This is a genomic window from Corynebacterium parakroppenstedtii (genome assembly GCF_019754935.1).
In the GTDB taxonomy this organism is placed as follows: Bacteria; Actinomycetota; Actinomycetes; order Mycobacteriales; family Mycobacteriaceae; genus Corynebacterium; species Corynebacterium parakroppenstedtii.
In genome coordinates, this window is the sequence record NZ_JAGSOA010000001.1 from 775,248 (window position 1) to 797,012 (window position 21,765).

Genomic DNA, 21,765 nt, shown 5'->3' on the forward strand with positions numbered 1-21,765 from the left:
ACGGGCAGTCTACTCGGTTGGCAGTATACGGTGTTGACCACTAACGGGTGAACCACGCCAATTTATCTGGCGACTTATTCCGACTTATCGGCCACCTTAACTGTGGCCAGACATGAGAAAACCGGCCCCACGTGGGAGCCGGATTCGTCAACAGACGTTACTTGTCTGCGTCGGCAGATTCTGCCGCAGCCTCTTCCTCAGAGCCGAGGGTAATCAGGCCGTAGTCAAAAGCGTGACGACGGTACACAACCGACGGCTTGTTGTTTTCCTTATTCACAAAGAGGAAGAAGTCGTGCCCAACCAATTCCATCTCGCTGAGTGCTTCGTCGACACTAATCGGTGTCGACGGGTGAGTCTTGCGACGAACAATCTTGCCCGGCTCGAAGTCCGCTGCGTAGGGATCAACGTCGTACTTGCCAGGCTGCTCTGTCTTCTGCTCATCCTTGGCGTCTTGCACCAGTTGGGCCGTCGCCTCGCCCACGGAGATCGGTGTGCGGTGGCCGGAACGGCTAATCTGCCGGCGCACTTTCACCTTCCGGAGGCTACGTTCCATGCGGCCAATTGCGCTTTCCAATGCCGCGTAGAAGCTATCTTCCTTTGCTTCCGCCCGAGCGATATGACCTTTGCCTGACGCCGTGATCTGAATGCGATCAGCACGGTCAGCGCGGCGCGGGTTAGGTTCATGCAGCAGCTCGACGTGGAAGGAGGTCAACGTAGGATCCAGGCGTTCAATTTTGGCCAATTTCGCGTTAACCCTATCGGCGAAGTGATCGGGAATGTCAACGTTACGGCCAGTGAGGTGTACCTGGGCTTGTGGTGTGACAGCCTCATCTTTCTCAGCAGGTGTGGTCACGAGCTCTACCTCCAACACTAGGGGCGCCAGTGTCGCACGGACTGAATCGCAATAGCCTTATAGGGCTTCTATCCAGCTCTTTTCCTGCGGCACTGTGTATGGCGCCGGTTCCACGGCAACCCAATGGTTGCCTTCAAGGACACTTTCAAGACTACCTGGACGAGCTCGAACTCGGGGGTGGGGGTACCCACAATCACGGCCTTGAGGAGCACTAAACGGACATTATCAAGGGGGTTTAGTGGGCTACGCGCTACACAACGCTACCCCCATCACCGGATGCCACCCATGCGCGCGAAGGACGAGCGCCGATTCAGCGCATGTCGATCCGGTTGTGACGACATCGTCCACGAGGATCACGCGGGGCGAATTAGGGCCGGCCTGCCCCATGTTTGCCCGCATATTCCTGGTGTGCCGCTCCCATTCCCGGGTATCGACGGCTACTGCGCCGGACAGATTCTCCCGCCGGGCGGCGGCTGACAGTCCGACCTGATCTCGCTTGGTTCCTCTGCTTCGCAACACGGGGGCGACGCTGATATCGCCGCATATTCCCTGGGCGGTGTCCTGGCACCACCGCGTCACCAGGTCGCCTCCCCTTTGGCGCGACGCACGAGGTGTCGTCGGGGCGGGAACAAGCACCCACGGCACCACCCTCGGATCAGGCAGGTATCCGTTAGACCACAGCCATCGGAATGTGCCCACCATCAGCGCGCCGCACACATCCCGGGCATCGCGTCGGCCGCGTTCCTTCGCACCCAAAAGCACCTGGCGGTGCACGCCTCCATACGACCCGCTCACCACGATGGGAATACCGGGGTCCAGGCGTGGCGTCGTAAAGAAGGGAGGATCCTGCTGGCACAGGCGCTCGCACCGAATGCACAACCCCGACGGTTCTCCCGGCACCGTGGGGTGCCCGCATCCCGGACAATCTGCGGGGAGAAGAAGATCCATTGTTGCGCGAGCGACCGAACCAATCGTCCACCGCACTGGCACCATCCCCCCGCCGCTTTGTCGCCTGCGTTTTTCCCCCGCGTCATGCTCCAGTCGCGCTACCGGGAGACGATCGGCTGCGCGCGAATGCCCTGCAGGCCAGGCACTTCACGCCAGTTCTGCGTCGCCGTATCCGACGAATTGTTCCGCTCCAGCTGGAGCACAGACCGCGAATCGGTGATGTAGAGCTCGTTGCGCGTGGACGCCACTGCCGACACCGGGGCCTGCACGTTGTTCGAGGTCAGCCTGGTTGCGTCGGCGCCGTCGGGCTGAACACTCCATAGCGGCGCGTCCTGCGACTGCGTGCCAATTAAGAGCGAACCATCTGGTTGCCAATCCAAGCTCGTCGCGGTGTCGCCCACAAAAACCTCTCCCAGCTCGCGGGGCGACATGATGCGGCTCTTACCGCCCTCGCCCGGCGCGATGATCGCGGTGAACACGCGGCCGCCGATGATCATGGCCGCCCGCACGCCGTCGTTGGCGACGCGGAATTCACTGATTTTGTGGTCGTTATTCTCGTCGTCGCCGTCGTCGTCGCTGCGGAGTTGGGCTCGGAGAGCGTCGTTATCCACGATGTATTCATTCTTGACGCTCCCTGACCCGGATTTGCTGTCCGTCCCGGTTTGGTATTCGACGCGGTGGATTTCTTTGCCATCGGCGACGGTCCAGGCCACTGTGCCGTCTTCTGACCAGGACGGCCGGGTGAGCGTTCGACCACGCACAATGGGTTGCGCCGCCCCATCGGCTTCCTCCAGGCTATTCCGGGTGTCGACGTCGGTATCCATCACGTGCCCGATGCGCAAAACACTACTGCCGCTGCCTGACTGGCCACGTCCTTCGTCATCATCGCCGGTGTTGTCGCGTTCCACGACTGCAGCTAGACCACCATTCGGCGTAATCCCGGCAGAGAGGATCTTGCCGTCACGCCCAAATGGGCCACGATCACCAGTAGCGCCCGAAGCCGAGATCGTCTCGATACTTCCATTCGCCACTGCGTGAAGGGTGTTCATCTCCGGCGGTTCGGGGTTGAGGTCTGAAACGTCGGACGCACTCAGCGACTTGTGCGCCTGGTCGAGCAGGGGCGCCCCGTCCGCCATGAGGGTAAACGGTCCGCGCACGTCTGTGTGAATGAGCGTCCACACTACTTGCCCGGCGATCTTTTGGCGATCGTCGCTACTGACTTGGGACAGCCCCTTGATATCGACGGTAGATCCGCCGGCTTTGTCGCTCTTCGCGGTGATCGACGTTCCCGCAGGTAGAGCGGTGCCAATGCCGGGCGCGAGTTCCTGGCGCGGCCCACTGGCAAGGAGCGACATGAGGCTCGACTCAATCGTGTCCTGCTGGGAATAGATCCACCGTCGGTCGGAGACTAAGTACCGGCCGGTGTGGTCCAAGAAGTACACCGAGTAGGCTCGATAGGTCTGTTCGAAGTCGACGCTCTGCAGGATGATGCCCTCGGGTACCGACGAAATCCTCCATTCCCCGTCCACTTTCTTTAGTTTGAATTGTGAACGGTAGGAGCCGCTCCGTGGGGTGAACGTTCCCCCATCGCCCAAGACGCCAATCGTGGAGCCCGACACATCGAATGTCGCTTCATCATCCATCGGTTGACCCGACGAATTGATGTTGAGCTGCTGGACGATGAACGCGTCATTGCCGTCTTTCCATGCATCTGACGACTTGCTGGTCAGGAATGCGCGAGCAGCCTTGTGGCTATGCGACGGATGAGCTGAGGCGGAGAAGAAACCGCGCAGCACTTCGTCGGGGGCGTCGCCCTTTTGGGGCCCGGGAACAGTTGTCCCCGACTCCCCCGGCGCGTAGGAATGGATAGCTTTCGGGTCGCTATGGCTGGGCAAAGTGGCACACCCTGACAATGACGAGGCCACCCCGAGGCAGAGTGCGGTGCTGACGGCGATCAGACGGCCGCGTCGCGACGAGGGCCACGGTTTGTTCATCATTGGTCCTCCTCAGCATCGGTGTGAGCGGTTTCGGTATGGGTGTCAGCATTGCCGGGCGTATCGACGGGCAGCGATCCAGACGGTTCTGGGTCGAAGTCGTCCATTTCAGCCGCCGCACGGAGTTCTTCTTCGCTGATTTCCTCTAACTCCGTACCGTAATAATCATCCTCAGCAGGATAATCATTCCCACGGCCGTCGGCACCTGCACTATCGACGGCTTTCTCGCTGGTGACAGCACTGTTTTCGGCGTCGGAGTCGGCAGCGGATCCGGAGTATACCGTCGGCCACTCTTCACTCGGGGCGATTTCGCCTGAGGTGACTTCGTCCGCAGTTACGGTTGGTTGCGCAGATTCGGCTGATGGTGTGTTCTCAGCAACCGAAGCACTGACCTCACTCGGCTGATCTATATCCGAGGTTTCTGCATGAGCGTTCTGTGCGGATCCGCTCAAAGAAGGTTCCGCCGACGGGGCGAATAACGCCTGTTGGCCATCCGATCGCACCCCGCGTTCATCGGCCACACCAGCGTCGGCCGCACTGGCGCCAGCCGCAGCCGCACCGGCATCACTCGGCTCGCCACCAGCGTGAATATCGGCACCAGCATGAACATCATCACCAGCTGGGGCGTTGTCGCCGGTACTCGCCTCGTCGCCGTCGGTTGGTTCAGTGACAGCGTGGTCCACAGCGCCATACGTCTTCACGACCAGCTCCGGATAGGACGCCAAGGTCGCGTCGGCCTTCTCCCCCACTGCGAGGTCCAAGGCAGCATCGTTCACCGTGACAGGGACGTCGGGATCGATCGGGAGAGTCAGGCGGAAACAGGAGCCGACCTTAATTTCACCGATCGCGTCGAGCTTCCCGCCATGCAACGCAGCGTTCTCGCGGGCAATGGCCAGGCCGAGCCCGGTGCCTCCACGATGGCGCACGCGGGACGGATCAGCACGCCAAAAGCGGTTGAACACGAGGTCTTCTTCGCCCGCTTTCAGCCCGACACCGTGGTCCAACACGATGATCGATACCGCCCGATCATTGCGTCGAACAGCGATATCGACGGGCTTACCTTCGGCATGGTCCAGCGCGTTCTCAATGAGATTGCGGAAAATGCGTTGGACCCGTCGAGTATCAATGGGCATAAACAGTGGCTCGCTGGGCACATGGAAACGCACAAGGACGTTGAGTTTCTTCGCCAGTTGGACGTTCAGCAGCCACGCATCATGCAACGCACCCAGCAAATCAACCTGTTCGAGCGACAACTCCTCAACTCCGGAATCGTGTCGGGAAATGTCCAGAAGGTCGCTGAGCAGCCCCTCGAAACGCCCCAATTCTTTATTCATCAACGACGACGCACGACGCATTACGGGGTCAAGGTTGTCGGCGTTGTCTTCGATGATGTCCGCAGCCATCCGAACCGTCGTCAAGGGTGATCTGAGTTCGTGAGACACATCCGACGTGAACTGTTTTTGCAGGTCACCATACTCTTCGAGCTGTTTAATCTGCTTTGATAACGAGTCCGCCATGGAGTTAAAACTCGTGGCCAGGCGCGCCATCTCGTCGCGACCATTCACCGCCATGCGCTCACTCAAGTGCCCCTGAGAAAACCTTTCAGCAGTACGGCTGGCCGTGCGCACAGGGGTGGTGACCTGCTGAGCGAATGTCCAGACGATGCCGACCAGCACGACGAGCAGAATGATGCCGCCACTGGATATCAGCCCGCGCATCAGTGCCAAGGTGGATTCATCATTATCCATCGGCAAGATCAAATACAGCTCCAGCCCCTGCACATCAGAGGACACCGGGGAGCCAATAATCAAGGCTTTATATCGACTGCCATCGGGGCGTCGCAGCGTATCGAACTGGTACGCGACTTGATTGTCGTGAATAAAATTCCTGAGGCTTTTCGGTATTTGAGCGTTGTCAGGAGAAACGACGTCCTCACCGTTGATATCCGGCGCAATCAGAACCGGCTCATAGGCTGAGTTGACCGGTCCAGATGACGAATCCGACGTCTCGGATCCCCCGCCACGCTCGGTCAGGGCAGTCCTGGCTGCGTTGATACGCACCTGAACTGAGTTAGAGGTATCCGACGCGTCGATCTGCTGCTCCACGGCGCGACGGGCTCTATCGATGCCGTCTTGAGCGGCCTCTACCTTCGATTGGGTGAGCCGAGTCGTCATAAAAGAAATGAGTGTGAAGCACAGAACGAACAGGACGATGGCTGACGCAATAAACATCCGCCCCACGGTCTTTACCTGGGCGGATGTCTGCCACTTGTCTATTATTCGACGCCACACACGCCTGATGCTCAGTGGCCAGTGGCTGTGCCCGTCGGGGTCATTATCGCGCAGCGAAGGGCGGACCAGCGCACTAAGCCCCTCTTGATTCTTCGGATCAAAGAGGGGGTGTCGCAATCGTCCCGGACGGGACTCTGGATTACCGCTACTCACCGATCTTGTAACCCACTCCTCGGACGGCCTGGATCAGCTTCGGATTCTTGTGATCCTTCTCGACCTTGATCCGCAAGCGGTTGATATGAACATTCAACACACGGGTGTCCGTGGGCTGCTTGTATCCCCACACTTCCCGCAGCAGTTCTTCACGCGTGAGCACTTGCTTCGGCCGGCTAGCCAACTGGGTAAGCAGATCGAACTCGATAGGGGTAAGCGGGATTTCCTTCCCATCGCGCTTCACGATGTGCCCCGGAACGTCGATAACCAAATCGCCGACGTGGATGGTGTCCCCCGTGGCCTGTTCACGACGCCGCAACTGCGCACGAACGCGCGCCACCAGCTCTTTCGGCTTAAACGGCTTGTTGATGTAATCATCCGCGCCGGACTCCAAGCCCAGGACAACGTCGACAGTGTCGGTGCGAGCACTCAACATCACGATGGGTACCCCTGACGTCTTCCGGATAGCACGGCACACGTCGACCCCGTTCATGCTGGGCAGCATGACGTCGAGCAAAATGAGATCGGGATCCTCGTTGGATGCGGCGGTCACGGCCTCTGCACCATCACCCACCACGACCGTATCGAACCCTTCACCTTGAAGGACGATCATGAGCATTTCCGCAATGGCCGGGTCATCGTCGACAACGAGGATCTTTGTCTTCATATTTATATATTCTGGCATATGGCTGGGACACAGTCGCAGCAACTTACGATAGCTCCGGGTATTACCCTTCAGCAGATCCTGATAAAAGGAGTGTACGGTGCGGTTTAGCATCAAAATGCGGGCGAGCGCGCGGGTTTCGTCATCGCCCAGCACCAGCGACGGTGCACCATGTGATCACACTGAATCACGTGATCGTGCTGATCGGCATATTTCGGGCGCGGAACGCATCGTGTCGGCGTCGGACATCATGCGGACAGTGACCGAATTAGAGCACCGAGCCTGGACGCACTCGAATGGGCGACCCGATGATGTTGTGGTCAGTGTCCACCGCGTCGATGAGGACGAGATCACACATATTCCCGCTCTCACCCGGGAGACGCGCCATACACAAACTGTCGACGACGCCCACCGCGCGATCACGGAAATCCTTCGCGGCGCGGGAATTCTGACCGCGGAGCACGCACTGGATGCTCTGACGCGTATCCGGGGGATGCGTGGCGCAATGCTTCTTGACGCCGATACTGGCGAACGTCGGGATACGAAAGATATCCGCGGAGTCCGTGTAACGGCCCTGGATAATGACATGCCTACGGGGGCCGACGGTGCCGAAGAAATGTCGTCCTCGGCGGCGGCGAAACCGTATTACTGCGAGGCGCTGACTCTGGCGTCGAAAGTGCAGTACCACCCCGCCGTGTGCGCGGAACTGTGCATTTCTGATGACCCCGACTACACGACGGGATATGTGAGCACACCGGGGCGCTACGTGCGGATCGAGAACATCAAACCCGCGGGCAGCCCACAGGGCGGGCGCGTTTTTCTCGTGCGGGGAACCGACGATGAGATTGCTGACTGCATCGAATATCTGGAAAATACTGCGGTGATTGTGCATGGAATTCCGTGGCCGCCACAGGGCAATCGCTCATCGAACCGTGACGCATCCGACGCCACTGCAAGCGATCCCACAACCAACCTCGCTACTGACCTCACGACGTTCGCCGAACAATCCCTAGCCGCGTGGGAAAACAAGGGTTTGCGCCGCTACCCGCTGGAATTCTCGTCGGCACCTACACCCCACACGACCGTGGCCGGGTCCGACACACTGCTCTTCTCGTCAAGCAACTATCTGGGGCTCAGTGAACATCCCGATGTGATCGCAGCCGCAGCCGAGGCTCTCAACCACTATGGTGCCGGAACTGGTGGTAGCCGCCTGACCACGGGAAACTTCACCATCCACACCAGTACGGAACGAACCCTGGCCGAGTTCACCGGGTACGACGACGCGGTCCTGTTCGGTACCGGGTACCAAGCAAACGGCGCTGTTCTGGCCACGCTGGCTACCGATATTCCCGAGGCCCCCAGCACCGCTCCCGCGAACACACCCGGAATGACCATTTTCTCCGATGAGCTCAACCACGCGAGCCTGATCGATGGCATCCGAATGGCGACCCGGGGAAACGCGGCTGTACACATTTACCCGCACAAGGACATGGAGCACCTCGAGAACGCACTCGCCCAGTGCGCGAGCCCCCGGAAACTCATCGTGTCGGACGGCGTGTTTTCCATGAACGGCGACATCGCCCCGCTCCCCAGCATTATGCGGCTGGCGCGGGCTCATGGTTCATGGGTTCTTATCGACGATGCACATGGCACGGGAACGCTGGGTCGGACAGGTCGCGGCATCGTCGAGTATTGGAGCGACGCTCGACAACAAGATGGTGGCGCGGACAGCTCGCCCGGCGCGGAATTGCCGGATGACTCTGACCTGCGGCCGGATCTTCTCGTCATTACCGCGTCCAAGGCCCTCGGATCAGAGGGCGCGGCTGTGTGCTGTTCCACCCCTGTGGCTGAGTTCTTGCGAAACCGGGCGCGCGGCTACGTGTTTTCTACGTCCTCAGCGCCGGCCTCAGTGGCAGCAACTCAAGCCGCGGTCACGACAATTCTTCGCGAGCCAGAGCGCGTCCACCAACTGCAGGAAAGCTCCCTCTACCTGCGCAATCAGCTGCGCAAACATGATATCCCACTGGTCGATGGGACAAGCGACAGCACCCCCATCATCCCGATTTTTATTGGCGACGAGGCCGACGCCGTTCGCATTTCACATGGGCTATCCGAGCGTGGATTCCACGTTCCCGGGATTCGGTATCCCACGGTCGCTCGCGGCCGGGCGATTCTCCGCGTGACGACGATGGCAACCCACACGCGTGACGATCTTGACCATTTGGTCGACGCTCTACGCGACCTGATGCCTCACTCGGTGTGACGTTTTAACGGCGTTAAAGCTCTCACGCATGTCGCAAGATGGCCTCGACAACCTCCGTGGCTTGCCGGGTGACTTCACCAGGCTCAACAACAACCCACGGCGACTGCCACTGATCACGCGCTAACGCCTCATACGCTGCAGCCGTTCGCTGCTGCAGATCACTATCCTTCTCAAACGCGTCGCGAGCACGGGAAGCATCCTCGCCCTCGCGGGCCACAGCTCGTTCAGAAGCCAGGCGCGGTGGCGTCGATAAGAAAACGTGGAGATCCGGAACTGGAATACCTAGCCGCTCGAACTCGAGCTCAGCAATCCACGACACAGTGGGATTGTCCTGAGAGGGCGATTGCCCATCCCACCCCGAACGCGCTGCAGTGTACGCAGCATTGGATGCGACAAAACGGTCGATGAGCACGAAATATCCGTCTTCCGACAGCTCTGCGATGTCATCGGCGATCTCCGCGCGGTCAAGGGCGAACAGGGTGGCCATCCCGCACGACGAATCGACGAGATCCCCCATCCCCCCGTACAGCGCGGACCGGGCCAACTGCGCATGGACAGAATCGTTATAACGGGGAAAAGACACCAGTGCGACGGGCTTTTCCCTCTCCACCAGATCTTTTTCTATGGCCGTGACCAAGGTGTTCTTGCCCGCGCCATCGATGCCCTCACACGCAACAATCATGCACCGAGCCTACCGCGAGGCCCGGACACGATCGACAGTGAGGGCGAGGGTCCTAGGCGCAGCCCTACACCCGACCAAGAATGCCGAGCGCAGCAGTAGCCGCCTGCTCGGACGAATTATCAACCTCATCAAGGTGTACGGACGTCTCCGACTCCCCAATGACGTCGGTCACGGACCGCACTGAAATAAACGGCGTCCCGTGAAGAACCGCCGTCTGCGCTAGAGCCGAGGATTCCATATCGACGACGGACGCGTCCGGGAAAATCTCGCGAATCGCGGCGGCTTCGGGGATGCCGACGAAGCGATCCACGCTGACGAAGCCCAGCGCTTTCGCGCCAAACGCATCTGCGGCTGCTAAGAGATCCTGGTCGCCGGGGTAGCCCGCGGTGAGGCCGGGGACCTGACCGCGCTCGTAGCCGAACGCTGTGAGGTCAAAGTCGCCCGGGACAACTTTCTCGCTGACCACGACGTCGCCAATTGAGGCACGACCAGGCACAACACCCGCTGTGCCGATTGACATGACGCAGCCGATCTCACCGAGCTGCGCGGGTTGGCTCGCTGTGCCATCCGAATTTCCGTCACGAACAGTTCCGTCGTTAACAACCGAAGGGCCTAAACATAACCCAACAGTGGCAGCATGCGCCGCGTTCACCAAACCGATACCGCTGAGAAGCAGCAGGATGGTCTTGCCACCATGACGGCCTACCACAGCGTCGTGAATACCGGGAAGTTGAACGCTGCGTGCGTCGTCCAAACGCGATTTGAGCGGCTCGAATTCTTCCGGCATCGCGGCAATAAGCAGGGCTATGGATGAATCAGATTCGCCATAGGTACGCCCTGGGCGTGGAACGTCGGACATGACCGATGGTTCGTCACCGCTCACGCGAAAACCTGATTCCACTCATCGCTGCGGGCGTCGAAATCCGCCAGCTCTTTCTTGGCGCCGTCGAGATCGTGATGCTCCGCCCAACCGCACGACTTAATTCCCGCGCCGGGCACGGAATCCCACTTCTCAATATCCTCAATGGCCTTCTTGACAGCGTCGGCAACTTCATCCCAGGTTGGACCGTCGGCAGTCGTGTCTACGGTCAAGTAAAAGCCGGTCTGGCACCCCATCGGACCAAAGTCGATGACTCCCTTTAGGTGATCGCGGAGTGCCTCGGCCATGCTGTGCTCGATCGCGTGCATCGTGGACATCTCGATGTGCGACTTATTCGGCTGGCGGAACCGCAGGTCGTACTTGACGATCGTGTGGCCATCAGCGATCTCGTAATCGGATGCGCGCCGGATATAAGGCGCAGCCACCTTCGTGTGGTCTAATTCAAAGCTTTCAACGTTCTTTGGCACAGTGTTCACTCCTAACAATGTGGGTAGATATCGAGCTACCGTTGTGTTTCGAGACACTTCTTGAAGTGATTTTCATCACTTTATAGTTTATGTCATGCCCCATTTATGGCACTCTACCCACGCTGCAATCCAGGCTATCACTGCTTTGCCTTTACCTTCGTGGCCTGATGGTGCACTAACGCGGCCTGCCAGCGCTACTCACATAAACCAGCACGTCCGTAGCTATTTTGTAACTCTTTTGTTATTCTCTTTCGCAGTTATTGATGCGAGTACCAATTCCCGCGGAAACAAGGGATGACGGCCGTCACTCAAGGGAGGCCACGGATTGACCAACAACAATCCAACCACGGGGAATAATTCCGAGTCCGAACAGCCCGAGGACTCACTACGCGCGAACCCGTCATCACGCTCTGCATCATCCGCCGACGATTCCTCGTTTTCTCATTCCAGTGACACATCTCAGTCGGTGTCGTCGGAACGCGTCGTATATAACGGCACTCCGCCGTCACGCGGTCGCCTTCCCATTTACACATTCGTCGGAACTGGCTTGGTCTTCGCATGCGCTATCGGAGTAGGCGTCTGGAAGCTGTCGTCACCCGAGACGGCTTCCTCAACCCCGAAGCACCCCACCACCGTCGATACAGAATCGGTCTCATCAAACGACAAGACCAACGACGTTGAAGCCGCCGGTTCACAAGGATCGAACGATGGTGGCACGTCCAACTCTGGGCAAGGCAAAAAGAACTCCGGGAACGCTCAGAACAACAGTGACACGCGGTCAGGCAACCAATCCAACAACCGGACTAACAGCGGCGATAAGAGCAACCGACGCTCGAACGAGAACCGCTCACACGAGAGCAACTCACAAGGGAACAATTCACAATCCCATGAGGAGTCGAACTCTAGCGCTCAGTGGGACGAGGATCCCATTTTGCCTCCCGGCACCAAGCGGGGCGAAACACATCTCGGTGCACTCGGTGTTCCGCGGGACAACGGCAACACTTCGATGGGACAGCACAGTGGCACATCTAATGCCAGCGATTCCACGGCGGACTCAGATAACGCGCCGGGGATCGGGCTGTGGTTTACCAACACACCCGACAGTCTGCAACGCGTCTTGAGCAATAGTCAGTTGCACCAAGCTAGGGAAATTATCGACAAGTCGGCCGCACAAGCACAGTCCGAAGCTGTCCACATGCATCGAAACAAAGATGGAGTGTGGATCGCGGACAACAAGGGGGACAACCCCACGGAGATCACAAAGCCCGCCAACCCCTCGGAGCCGCACAGCATCCACCCGTCTAGTAGCGCGAAGCCCACCCCCGCATCAGATGATTCCCACGGTTCGTCGCACGCGCCGACGCCATCCGAACCATCTGCTCAGCCGTCACACGAACCCACTCCGACGGATAATCCAAATGACACGTATTCTGGAGGGGGAGCTGCCCAACCGACGACTACCCACCCGAGTGCGATACAAGCGCCAACTAATCAGGGCAACCAAAACGCTGGCCAGAGCAACGAGGATGGAGTCCCGACGCAGGAGCGTACCGCGACCACTACTGGCACACCTGACACTCAACCACGGTCTGCCGGCAACGCTGCCTCAGCGACTCGCGAGGCGCCCACTCCCACCGTGCCGCACACCTCTGGTGCAAACACCCCTGGGCCGAACAGCGCCGGCGACGGTTCTGAGGAATAAGCTCCCGGGCTAACCTGCGACCGTTGCAACGAAAATTTCAGCGACCTCATCGCTATCATTCGTCACGAGAGTGCTTTCTGCGTCGTCGGGAACCCACGCGGCCTGGCTGGGGGTGAGATCCAGCGGCCCGAAACCATCACCGCGAAGGTGGCCGCCACCCTCCGACGCTGGTACGTCATCAACTGACGGTTGCGAAACATGAACAGTGCCGCGCGTACACAAGACAATCGCAGGCCCAACCAATGTCTCCGACAATGATCGTCCATCAGTGGCCACACTCGAGACCGCAACGGATTGACCCGAATTCAACTCCCAGCGCTGCAAACGGAACTCAGGCGCCGGCGTCGGATAATAAACACCCTGCGCAGAGGCCTGCGAACCTGCAGACTCCCCCGAACCACCCGTCGTCAAGCGATTCGGAGTGATCACAGGATCCGGCAGGGGATCAAACGACAACACGCGAACCAACTCAGGAACATCAATATGCTTCGAGGTCAACCCACCTCGCAGCACATTGTCCGAGTTCGCCATGATCTCCACGCCGAACCCGTGAACGTATGCGTGCAACTGGCCCGCGTTGAGATAAATCCCCTCCCCTGGTTCAAGACGAATGTGATTAAGCAACAACGCACAGAGCACGCCAGGGTCGGACGGGTAACGGTCAGCCAGCTCGATCAGATGGTCGGCCACGATCGCGAATTCCGTCTTACCGGTATCACGGTAGGCCCGAGCTCCCTCCACGACAGCAGCGATCAGTGTTTTGCGCTGGTCAGAGGGGAGAGTAATCCACGTTGTGACCAGGCTGCGCAACCCCTCAGAGGGAAGAATCCCGGAGATCAACACGCGGTAGCGCTCTAATTCCGGGACGGACAATGCGTCGAAAAGCTTGAGGGTCTGCTCAATCGGGCGGAAGCCACACATCGCATCGAACTGAGTGAGTGCCACGATCAATTCGGGCTTGTGATTATCATCGCGATAATTCCGCTCCAACGCATCACGTGCGATACCCAGGGTGTCCTCCCGGGCACACCCCTCCTCTGCCTGCTCTTTCGTCGGATGAGCTTGCAAACTCAATGGCTTATCCGCCGCAAGCAACTTGAGTAAGAACGGCAGCCGTCCCTCGTACGCTCGGGACATGCCAGCACCCAGCGCACTGACGGAATCCGAAGCGATGAGAACATCCAGGGGTTCGCCGTCCACTGTTGCCGGGGCGCCCGGATGGGCACCAAACCACATTTCCGCCTCCGGATGATCCGAGGGCGTTGGCCGGCCAGCCATCTGTGCTATCGCCGTGCGCGACCCCCACGGATACGTACGAATTGCCCCAGTGAGCGGCTGAACCATCTAAACCTCCGTTAAAAATATCTACCGTGCAGCGTGACATGCTGGTAACAACAATGTGCTGGCCACAAAACTCATGCGGACAAGCTACCTACACCGCCATCACTCCTGAGCAACGACATAGGCAGCAGCAGCCGCGCACCGCGCAGCCAACACACAGATATACGCGACCGCGGAATGCAGATCCGAGGCCGTCAGATCCACCACCGTCACCGGCCGCGCATCAAAATACCTCTCGAGTCTACTGAGCTCCTGCTCCGAAGGATATGCCCGCGACACTCCCGTATCAGGCTCATCATTTCTCCCCCGACCTGAATATCCCCCTGGCCCCGGCACCACCACGGCAGCCAGCGGCTGAACCGCGGGAGCATCCAAAAACGGATCATAAAAAATTGACTTATCGACGTCACTAATAGCCCCACTACCCAACCTGGTCATCGTTTCCGACGACGAATCGATCGCCGTATCCATCGACGTCCCCCGGTGAAGGTAGGAATAGAACCGGGCAAGCTCAGCTGTATCGGCGGTAGCAGCGACAATGCCATGCTGGAGCAGCCGCCTTGCCGCGAAAGAGGCAACATGCCGAGTAGCGCCATCGCCTGCAATGACCACCCGGTGATCTTTCATACGCAAACCCAGCTGACGCGCAGGATTCACGGACTCATCGCGCTCGGGACCACTAGCTTCCATCTCACGATCGACGGCATCGGCCGCATAGTCCAACACGCCTTGAATCGGCAGTTGGCCGACAAGGCCACATCCGCCCGTCACCGTGGCCACATACCGCCCCCACGATTCTTCGACGGCACCCGGAATGTCCGGAACAACAAGGCCATACCCGCTGCCCGCCTCCGCAACGGGTCCCGACGTCGGCGCAGCCACCATAACCATCGCACCGACCTGCCGGCACCGCACCACGGCTTCCTCCGCTTCACGGTCCGCAGGATCCGGCGTCAGGACAATCACGCAATCCATTGCTCCCACGTACCGCGGCAGACGGTCCACCACCGCGATGGGGACCGACGGGTCCGGAATCAGCGCGACAGCGGCACGGGCAGCGTGGACTGCGGTATCCGAACACGCCACAATCACAACGCCGCGAGCAACGTCGGGAATACTTTTCGCGAAGGAACGGAGATCCTCAGAGGAATCGTCGGCAGTGTCGTCGGCAATTCCGAAAAAGTCGGAACGGAGACTTTCTATGCTGGGGCCGTCGGGCGTGCTCTCGATCGTCGGGCGATCAAGGACTGACATCACGTCAGATAGTGATCGGGCGACGGAGCGGATGCGCGCGCCTTCTTGAGCTACCGTGACAAGCGTTTCGCGGGGGTACACAACGGCCTATTCTAGGCGCGAATAACCGCTAAAACATCCGAGGTGAGGGCATCGACGGCCTCACGGGTCTTGGCCTCTGCGTTCAACCTGAGGAGCGGTTCCGTATTCGAGGCACGCACATTGAACCACTCACCGTCCCCGAGCTCAACGGTGAGACCGTCGAGTTCATCCATGCTCTCGGCGCGTTCGGCGTACGCGGCACGCACGGCCTCAACCCGCTCCCGCTGAGCCTCGGCGGAATCCAGACGCGAGTTGATTTCACCGGAAGCCTCGTACCGCGAGTAGTGGTCCATCAGCTCCGACAGGGGCTTGTCCTGCGAGCCCAGCGCGGCGAGCACGTGGAGGGCCGCCAACATTCCGGAATCGGCGTTGAAGAACTCCGTGAAGTAGTAGTGAGCGGAGTGCTCGCCACCAAAGATGGCGCCCGTCTCTGCCATCGTCGCCTTAATGAAGGAATGGCCGACGCGGGTACGCACTGGTTTCCCACCGTTCTCCGTGATCATTTCGGGGACGGTGTGGGAGGTGATCAGGTTGTGAATGATGGTCGCGCCGGGCTTCTGGCTCAGGTAGCGCTCGGCGATGAGCGCGCAGATCGCGGATGGCGTGACCGGGTTGCCTTTTTCGTCGACCACGAAGCACCGATCCGCGTCGCCATCGAAAGCCAGTCCGATATCGGCCTTCTGGTCAACCACGAATTTCTGGAGGTCCACGAGGTTCTTCGGCTCGAGGGGGTTGGCCACGTGGTTCGGGAACGTTCCGTCGAGTTCGAAGTACAGCGGGCGAATATCCAGCGGAAGGCCACCCAGAACGGCGGGAACGGTGTACCCACCCATTCCGTTGCCGGCATCCACCGCGACAACGAGGGGACGCGAGGAAGTCAGGTCGACGAGGCTATTGAGGAACTTCGCGTAGCCGGGCAACACATCTTTGTCTGTGGACTCGCCACGGTCACCGTCATACGCCGGCACACCGTGCACGAGGTCATCTTTGATCTCAGCCAAACCGGTCTGCTCCCCCACCGGCCGAGCTCCCGCGCGGCACATCTTGATGCCGTTGTACTGGGACGGGTTGTGAGAGGCGGTGAACATTGCTCCCGCGCACTTCATGCTCCCGGATGCGTAGTACAGCTCATCGGTCGAGCACAGATGGACCTTGACGACGTCGAGCCCCTGATCCATGACTCCCTCGGCGAAAGCGTCGGACAGCGATGGTGAGCTTTCCCGCATATCGTGCCCGACGGCGACTGTGGATTCCCCCTCCGACCGGAGCAGACGAGCAAACGCGGCGCCGACCTCTTTCACAAAAGCTTCATCGATGTGCTCCCCGACGACCCCCCGGACGTCGTAAGCCTTGATAACGGAGTCAACAAATGAGCGATCGCGCGCAGGCACGGGAATCCTTTCGTCTGAATAATGTTCGCAGTTATCTTACACGGGCTTGACTTATCGATGTCACCTATCGCCATCCGGATCCGGGTCCGGAACGGCGTGGAGATGGCCGCGCTTACGCCCCGGAATGTTATGCAACGACGGGTGCCGAACTTCCGACGAGTCCTGTGTCCGCGACCACCCCTGGGCGGGCTCATGTGGTTCTGAGTGGTTCGACGCTCCCCGTCGCATCGTCCTTGCCGACGGTTCCTGCTCGGTCCCGGCGCGGTGGGATTCAGCCCGGTTATGGGGCGCGACGTGTGACGCGTGGTGGTTATCCGGCCGCCGGTGACGGCCCGTTTGGCCCGTCGTGATGAAGGACCTCCCGTAGGAGGACTCCACGGTGGGTTCTTCCCCGCGGCCACGCCACATGCGACGACGACGCTCCCGCTCCTTCGCTGCTTGGAGAAGGGGGGATTCGATCTCCCACTCGGCGTCATCGTCGGAGTCGGTATCGGCGTCGTTGTTGTAGGCGTCGGCTGCGTGGCCGTCGGGTGCGGACCTCATGCTTGACGGTTCCGTCGAGGATGTTCTTTTCTCGTTGTGATGGCGTGTGGCCTCACCGCGGTGTCCGTTTAAGCGCGAAATAGTGTCTTGAATATCGGCAACTGCGCCCTGGGTTGCGTCGGCATGACGAGCGCCAGAACCAGCACCAAACCGAGCACCGGGACCAGCAACAGAACCGGCGTCGAAATGCGCGTCGCCACTGTGAGTGTCATTGACGCTATCCAAGAGCGCTGTCATATCGTCGACACCATCGACGTCGGGCTCGTCGCGAATAACTGTCCACCCCTCGGGCGGGCGGAACTGCGCGGAATGGCGCGCACACAAATCCCAACTGTGGGGATTGTCGTCTAAGGAAAGGGGGCCGACGATGACTGTTTCCTCCGCGTGCGAATACACCAAGGTCGCAGCTGCGGGTCGGCCACAACCGGGGCGGCAGCACAGTCGCTTCTTATTCACGCGCTTTTCGTTCACGTCGCATTAGTCTAGCTGCCCATGTCCTCAACGCCGACGGCGTGGATGATTCATCCTGTCGGCGGCGCCCATTAGGGTTGGTGGCATGGATTATTCCCGCCGAGCTGAGCGCCACGGTCGTGGCATACGTGGGCCGATCTTGCCCCCCGAAGTTCCGCGGTGGACCAGCCGCCCGGCAGAATTCGACCAAGCCGTTTTAGACGCCTATGCCCCGATCCACGAGCAATGGTCGGAAGAGTTAGAACACCTGGACATCGCGCTAGACACTGTGCCACGCATGCGCTCCCGTCAATTGACGACGGTGTGGCCCGACGAAGTGGTGGCCGACGGCGCAGTCCCCCTGGGCCGGCTGATACCTGCCGGTGTCGACGATGATGGCCGTCCGACGCGGCCCCGGATCGTTGTCTTCCGACGCCCCATTGAAATGCGCACACAAAATATGACCGAGCGCTCGGAATTGCTCCACTACATTATCGGGAAGCTGGTGGCGACGTATTTGAACGTCGAGCCACGCATGATCGATCCAGATCTGGAATGAGCCGGCTGCTTTTACCCGGCCGCTTTACCCGATCTGCCTCTTCAAACGACGACGCTCACGTTCGGATAACCCACCCCAAATACCGAAGCGTTCGTCGTGCTCGAGGGCGTATTCAAGGCACTCATCACGAACCGCGCAGGCTTTACAAATGCGTTTTGCCTCGCGGGTTGAACCACCCTTTTCAGGAAAGAAAGCCTCAGGGTCTGTTTCTGCGCAGAGAGCTTGTTCTTGCCACTCTTGCTCCACAGAATCGAAAAGGATATCAAAGTCCTCGGCAAGGTCGGACGAGTAGGAGGCATCGCCAGGCTGGTCCGGCTGTGTAACTTCCTCTCCCATGAGCGCATGGAGGGTAGCGCGAGGGAAGTGCGCGGATGAATCAGCCATGCCTCTCCTTTTTGGTTAAACGACGTGGTCGCGCCGGGGTGGATGGCTACTGGCACGCGTCGCGGTATTCACATCAAGGGTCATTCATGCGGTCAACGGGCCGACAAGCTAGCACTACATCTTGTGGGGTCTTATGTTGTGCAGGCCGGCAAGCTTCTCGCACACTTTCCGCCTGATATGCACCATTCGCCCTGATAGGGGTCAAATACGCCTGGAAAAACCAGGCATTACCACTCCCGCAAGGACAAACCAAGCACATTTTCCGTGTCGGCGGAAAGTCTTTCTACAGGACGATTACACACGTGTAATTCGAATACGTCAAGCCCCGTCACCTGCGTAAACACGCCACATAAACCCCTTTAGTCACATCTGTCACACAGGTTACACAGGGGCGCTGACCCTTTTTCGGAGAAAACACGACATACCCTCATACTTAACCTGCAGACCACTAGATGTTGTGGTCTGCAGGTTCCGAATGATTAATATACGTTTCCTTACCAATTTTTCATCAATGGGTGGGATAGATCCTTCCCGCGGAGGCTAAACGTCGGTAGAAAACCTAATTCCGCTATCTGGGATATTCACTCCGGGCCACACGCGGACACCGTCGATCAGTTCACACCGCGCACCGATCACTGCCCCCTCGCCGATCACCGCGTCGCGAAGAACAGCACGGGCACCAATCCGGGCACCCGCAGCAACGATGCAGCGCTCCAAGGTTGCGCCAGCCTCCACTTCGACACCGTCGAAAAGAACCGTCGTATCTAAGCGGGAGCCGCCGCCGACTTCACAACCGCGGCCCACGTAGGTGCCACCGAGCAAGAGCGCGCCTCCGCCGATCTGCGCCGACGAGTCCACCAGGGCTTCCCCGGTCTTCCCCACCAAAATCGGCGAATACGCAATACCGCGCACCAAGTCCGAACTACCGCGGACGAAGTCAGCCGGCGTACCCATATCACGCCAGTAGGCTTGGTCGACGTGGCCATACACGCGTAGTCCGTCGTCAAGTAGTTTCGGGAACACCTCCCGCTCAACAGACACAACACGGTTCTCTGGGATGCGGCCAATAATCTCGCGCTTAAAGACGTAGCAGCCGGCGTTGATCTGGTCCGTCGGCGGATCCATCGTCTTCTCTAAGAACGCCGTCACCCGGCCGTCCTCATTCGTCGGCACGCAACCAAAAGCACGCGGATCGGGAACGCGCACCAGGTGCATCGTGACGTCCGCATCCTTCGTCGCATGGGTTCCTAACACTGCGCGAAGGTCCGTGCCGCCCAACACGTCACCGTTAAAAACGAGGGCGTTATCGTGGCGGAGCGATGGCAGCACGTTACGAATACCGCCGCCCGTGCCCAGGGCCTCCTCCTCCACGACATACTCGATCTCGAGGCCCAGGTCCGAGCCGTCACCAAAGTGCTCCTGGAACACTTCTGCTTTGAACGACGTCCCCAGCACGACGTGGGTCATCCCGGCCGCTTTGATCCGGCCCAGCAGATGCTGAAGGAAAGGCACCCCCGCCGTCGGCATCATTGGCTTCGGTACAGAATTGGTCAAAGGACGCAGGCGCGTCCCTTTACCCCCCACAAGAATGACGGCATCCGTGTTCTCCGCGAGATGCGCACCGACTTCTAGCTGCTGTTGATCTGCAGAATCCTGTGCCCATCCTTGGGCACCCCTGAAATCAACGACCATTTTTTCATGCCTTTCTAGACGTGCGTGACTCCAAGCCGGGTCAACGGCCTGTGTCACCGCTATCAATGGACGCGCGAAAAGTGGCCGACGCGCGTGCGTACAACGATTCGCGATTAAACTACCACTCCCCTAGGACAAAACTGTGCTCCCGCGCCTAGGGGCGACGACGTGCCCCGTGCTTCCGTCGAGTCCCCCGCACATTCACGACGTTTTAGCTCTGATGCCCTTTGGTATGGCTATCCAGCCCAGCCAAGGCGACGAAAATTCCCGTTCGCGCTTTCAATCCGCACCACAGCGCAACACGCAACGGCAACCACCGCAGCCCCGGGTGCCGATCCGCCTGGAACCGGTAGGCGCTGTCATGATGGGCGGGAAGCATCGTTGATTTGTGCTTATTCGCGGAATGGCCCTGCGCGTGAGTCACCGTCGCCTCGGGAGTGAAGATGTTTTGCCAACCCGCGTGCGTCATGCGATCGCCCAGGTCAACGTCTTCCATATACATGAAGTACCGCTCGTCGAACCCGCCGATGGATTCAAACGCACCCCACCGGACTAACAAGCAGGAACCAGACACCCAACCTGCCTCGCGTTCACGGTCAAGGTCAGCGCCACATCGATACTTCTTTGACCAGGGGTTATTCTTCCAAATCGGCCCCAACAGAGCGTGTCCAATACCGCTAATAACTTCCGGTACTTCCCGCGCGGACGGATACACACTGCCGTCGGGTTCCACAATTTTCGGCCCTACCGCTCCGGCCCGTGGGTGGCGATGCGCAGCCTCAATCATGCGGTCAATCGACCCCGGCGAGAACTCCACATCGGGGTTCACAATCACAAAGAATTCGCTATCCACCGCGTTGTCGTGACCCCGCCGTCGAGCCAACAGACGAGCCGCAATGTTCACCGCAGTTCCGTACCCCACATTTCCGCCCGTGCGGAGCAGCTCCACATTGGGCGCGACAGCTGCTTCCGGAGCGCCGTCGGTCGATCCATTATCAGCCATCACGACGACGAACTCCCGGCTGGTCGCGTCGGCAAGAGAATCGAGGAAACGACGGAGGTGATCCCCTGGCGAATAGGTCACGGTCACGATGGCTAGCGGAGCTCGATCCCCCTTGAGCTGGTGTTCTGCTGGTGACTCTGCCTGTTTATCGCTCACAGGTTCCATACTGT

Annotated in this window: 18 protein-coding genes; 3 read left to right on the forward strand and 15 right to left on the reverse strand. The window is 59.5% G+C overall.

Going from position 1 to position 21,765, the window contains the following annotated elements:
• Positions 1-157: 157 nt before the first annotated feature.
• The 5 genes from hpf to mtrA form a co-directional block, all read right to left on the reverse strand.
• Positions 158-853: a ribosome hibernation-promoting factor, HPF/YfiA family gene (hpf, locus tag KCQ76_RS03255; protein ID WP_046202652.1), complete on the reverse strand. Its 696-nt coding sequence runs from the start codon at positions 851-853 to the stop codon at positions 158-160.
• Between the two features lie 243 nt (positions 854-1,096).
• The gene (locus KCQ76_RS03260) at positions 1,097-1,837 is read right to left on the reverse strand and encodes a ComF family protein (protein WP_052723061.1); all 741 of its coding nucleotides are present in this window, start codon (positions 1,835-1,837) and stop codon (positions 1,097-1,099) included.
• Between the two features lie 62 nt (positions 1,838-1,899).
• Positions 1,900-3,798: an MtrAB system accessory lipoprotein LpqB gene (gene lpqB / locus KCQ76_RS03265; protein ID WP_046202654.1), complete on the reverse strand. Its 1,899-nt coding sequence runs from the start codon at positions 3,796-3,798 to the stop codon at positions 1,900-1,902.
• Positions 3,795-6,239: an MtrAB system histidine kinase MtrB gene (gene mtrB / locus KCQ76_RS03270; protein WP_231725332.1), complete on the reverse strand. Its 2,445-nt coding sequence runs from the start codon at positions 6,237-6,239 to the stop codon at positions 3,795-3,797. Before mtrB ends, lpqB begins: the two co-directional genes overlap by 4 nt.
• The gene (gene mtrA / locus KCQ76_RS03275) at positions 6,232-6,906 is read right to left on the reverse strand and encodes an MtrAB system response regulator MtrA (protein ID WP_041629492.1); all 675 of its coding nucleotides are present in this window, start codon (positions 6,904-6,906) and stop codon (positions 6,232-6,234) included. The genes mtrB and mtrA overlap by 8 nt, the downstream gene beginning before the upstream one ends.
• A gap of 97 nt (positions 6,907-7,003) precedes the next feature.
• Between mtrA and KCQ76_RS03280 the strand changes: the two genes are divergently transcribed.
• Positions 7,004-9,166 (forward strand): 6-carboxyhexanoate--CoA ligase, encoded by a 2,163-nt coding sequence (locus KCQ76_RS03280; RefSeq protein ID WP_146003188.1) that lies wholly within the window; start codon positions 7,004-7,006, stop codon positions 9,164-9,166.
• Between the two features lie 22 nt (positions 9,167-9,188).
• Here KCQ76_RS03280 and KCQ76_RS03285 read toward each other — a convergent pair whose 3' ends face one another.
• The 3 genes from KCQ76_RS03285 to KCQ76_RS03295 all read right to left on the reverse strand — a co-directional run bounded on the left by KCQ76_RS03285 (position 9,189) and on the right by KCQ76_RS03295 (position 11,195).
• Complete coding sequence (locus KCQ76_RS03285; protein ID WP_046202655.1) at positions 9,189-9,848, reverse strand: dTMP kinase; 660 nt, start codon at positions 9,846-9,848, stop codon at positions 9,189-9,191.
• Between the two features lie 64 nt (positions 9,849-9,912).
• The gene (gene mtnN, locus KCQ76_RS03290) at positions 9,913-10,731 is read right to left on the reverse strand and encodes a 5'-methylthioadenosine/S-adenosylhomocysteine nucleosidase (protein WP_046202656.1); all 819 of its coding nucleotides are present in this window, start codon (positions 10,729-10,731) and stop codon (positions 9,913-9,915) included.
• Entirely contained in the window at positions 10,728-11,195 is a 468-nt protein-coding gene (locus KCQ76_RS03295; RefSeq protein WP_046202657.1) for an S-ribosylhomocysteine lyase, read from the reverse strand. Before KCQ76_RS03295 ends, mtnN begins: the two co-directional genes overlap by 4 nt.
• 325 nt (positions 11,196-11,520) lie before the next feature.
• Between KCQ76_RS03295 and KCQ76_RS03300 the strand changes: the two genes are divergently transcribed.
• Positions 11,521-12,897, forward strand: a complete 1,377-nt coding sequence (locus KCQ76_RS03300; protein WP_221914788.1) for a hypothetical protein — start codon at positions 11,521-11,523, stop codon at positions 12,895-12,897.
• Between the two features lie 9 nt (positions 12,898-12,906).
• Here KCQ76_RS03300 and manA read toward each other — a convergent pair whose 3' ends face one another.
• From manA to KCQ76_RS03320, 4 genes are all read right to left on the reverse strand, one after another.
• Positions 12,907-14,241: a mannose-6-phosphate isomerase, class I gene (manA, locus tag KCQ76_RS03305; protein ID WP_046202659.1), complete on the reverse strand. Its 1,335-nt coding sequence runs from the start codon at positions 14,239-14,241 to the stop codon at positions 12,907-12,909.
• Between the two features lie 99 nt (positions 14,242-14,340).
• Complete coding sequence (locus tag KCQ76_RS03310; protein WP_046202660.1) at positions 14,341-15,573, reverse strand: hypothetical protein; 1,233 nt, start codon at positions 15,571-15,573, stop codon at positions 14,341-14,343.
• An 11-nt stretch (positions 15,574-15,584) separates the two neighbouring features.
• Entirely contained in the window at positions 15,585-16,964 is a 1,380-nt protein-coding gene (locus KCQ76_RS03315; protein ID WP_046205104.1) for a phosphomannomutase/phosphoglucomutase, read from the reverse strand.
• Between the two features lie 60 nt (positions 16,965-17,024).
• Entirely contained in the window at positions 17,025-17,978 is a 954-nt protein-coding gene (locus KCQ76_RS03320; RefSeq protein WP_052722173.1) for a DUF3499 family protein, read from the reverse strand.
• An 85-nt stretch (positions 17,979-18,063) separates the two neighbouring features.
• Here KCQ76_RS03320 and KCQ76_RS03325 point away from each other — a divergent pair, with 85 nt between their 5' ends.
• Entirely contained in the window at positions 18,064-18,516 is a 453-nt protein-coding gene (locus KCQ76_RS03325; protein WP_012732132.1) for a metallopeptidase family protein, read from the forward strand.
• Positions 18,517-18,540: 24 nt separating this feature from the next.
• Here KCQ76_RS03325 and KCQ76_RS03330 read toward each other — a convergent pair whose 3' ends face one another.
• The 3 genes from KCQ76_RS03330 to KCQ76_RS03340 form a co-directional block, all read right to left on the reverse strand.
• Positions 18,541-18,852, reverse strand: a complete 312-nt coding sequence (locus KCQ76_RS03330; protein ID WP_046202810.1) for a WhiB family transcriptional regulator — start codon at positions 18,850-18,852, stop codon at positions 18,541-18,543.
• Between the two features lie 588 nt (positions 18,853-19,440).
• Complete coding sequence (gene manB, locus KCQ76_RS03335; protein ID WP_046202662.1) at positions 19,441-20,592, reverse strand: mannose-1-phosphate guanylyltransferase; 1,152 nt, start codon at positions 20,590-20,592, stop codon at positions 19,441-19,443.
• Positions 20,593-20,803: 211 nt separating this feature from the next.
• Entirely contained in the window at positions 20,804-21,760 is a 957-nt protein-coding gene (locus KCQ76_RS03340) for a glycosyltransferase family 2 protein (RefSeq protein ID WP_231725336.1), read from the reverse strand.
• Positions 21,761-21,765: the final 5 nt, after the last annotated feature.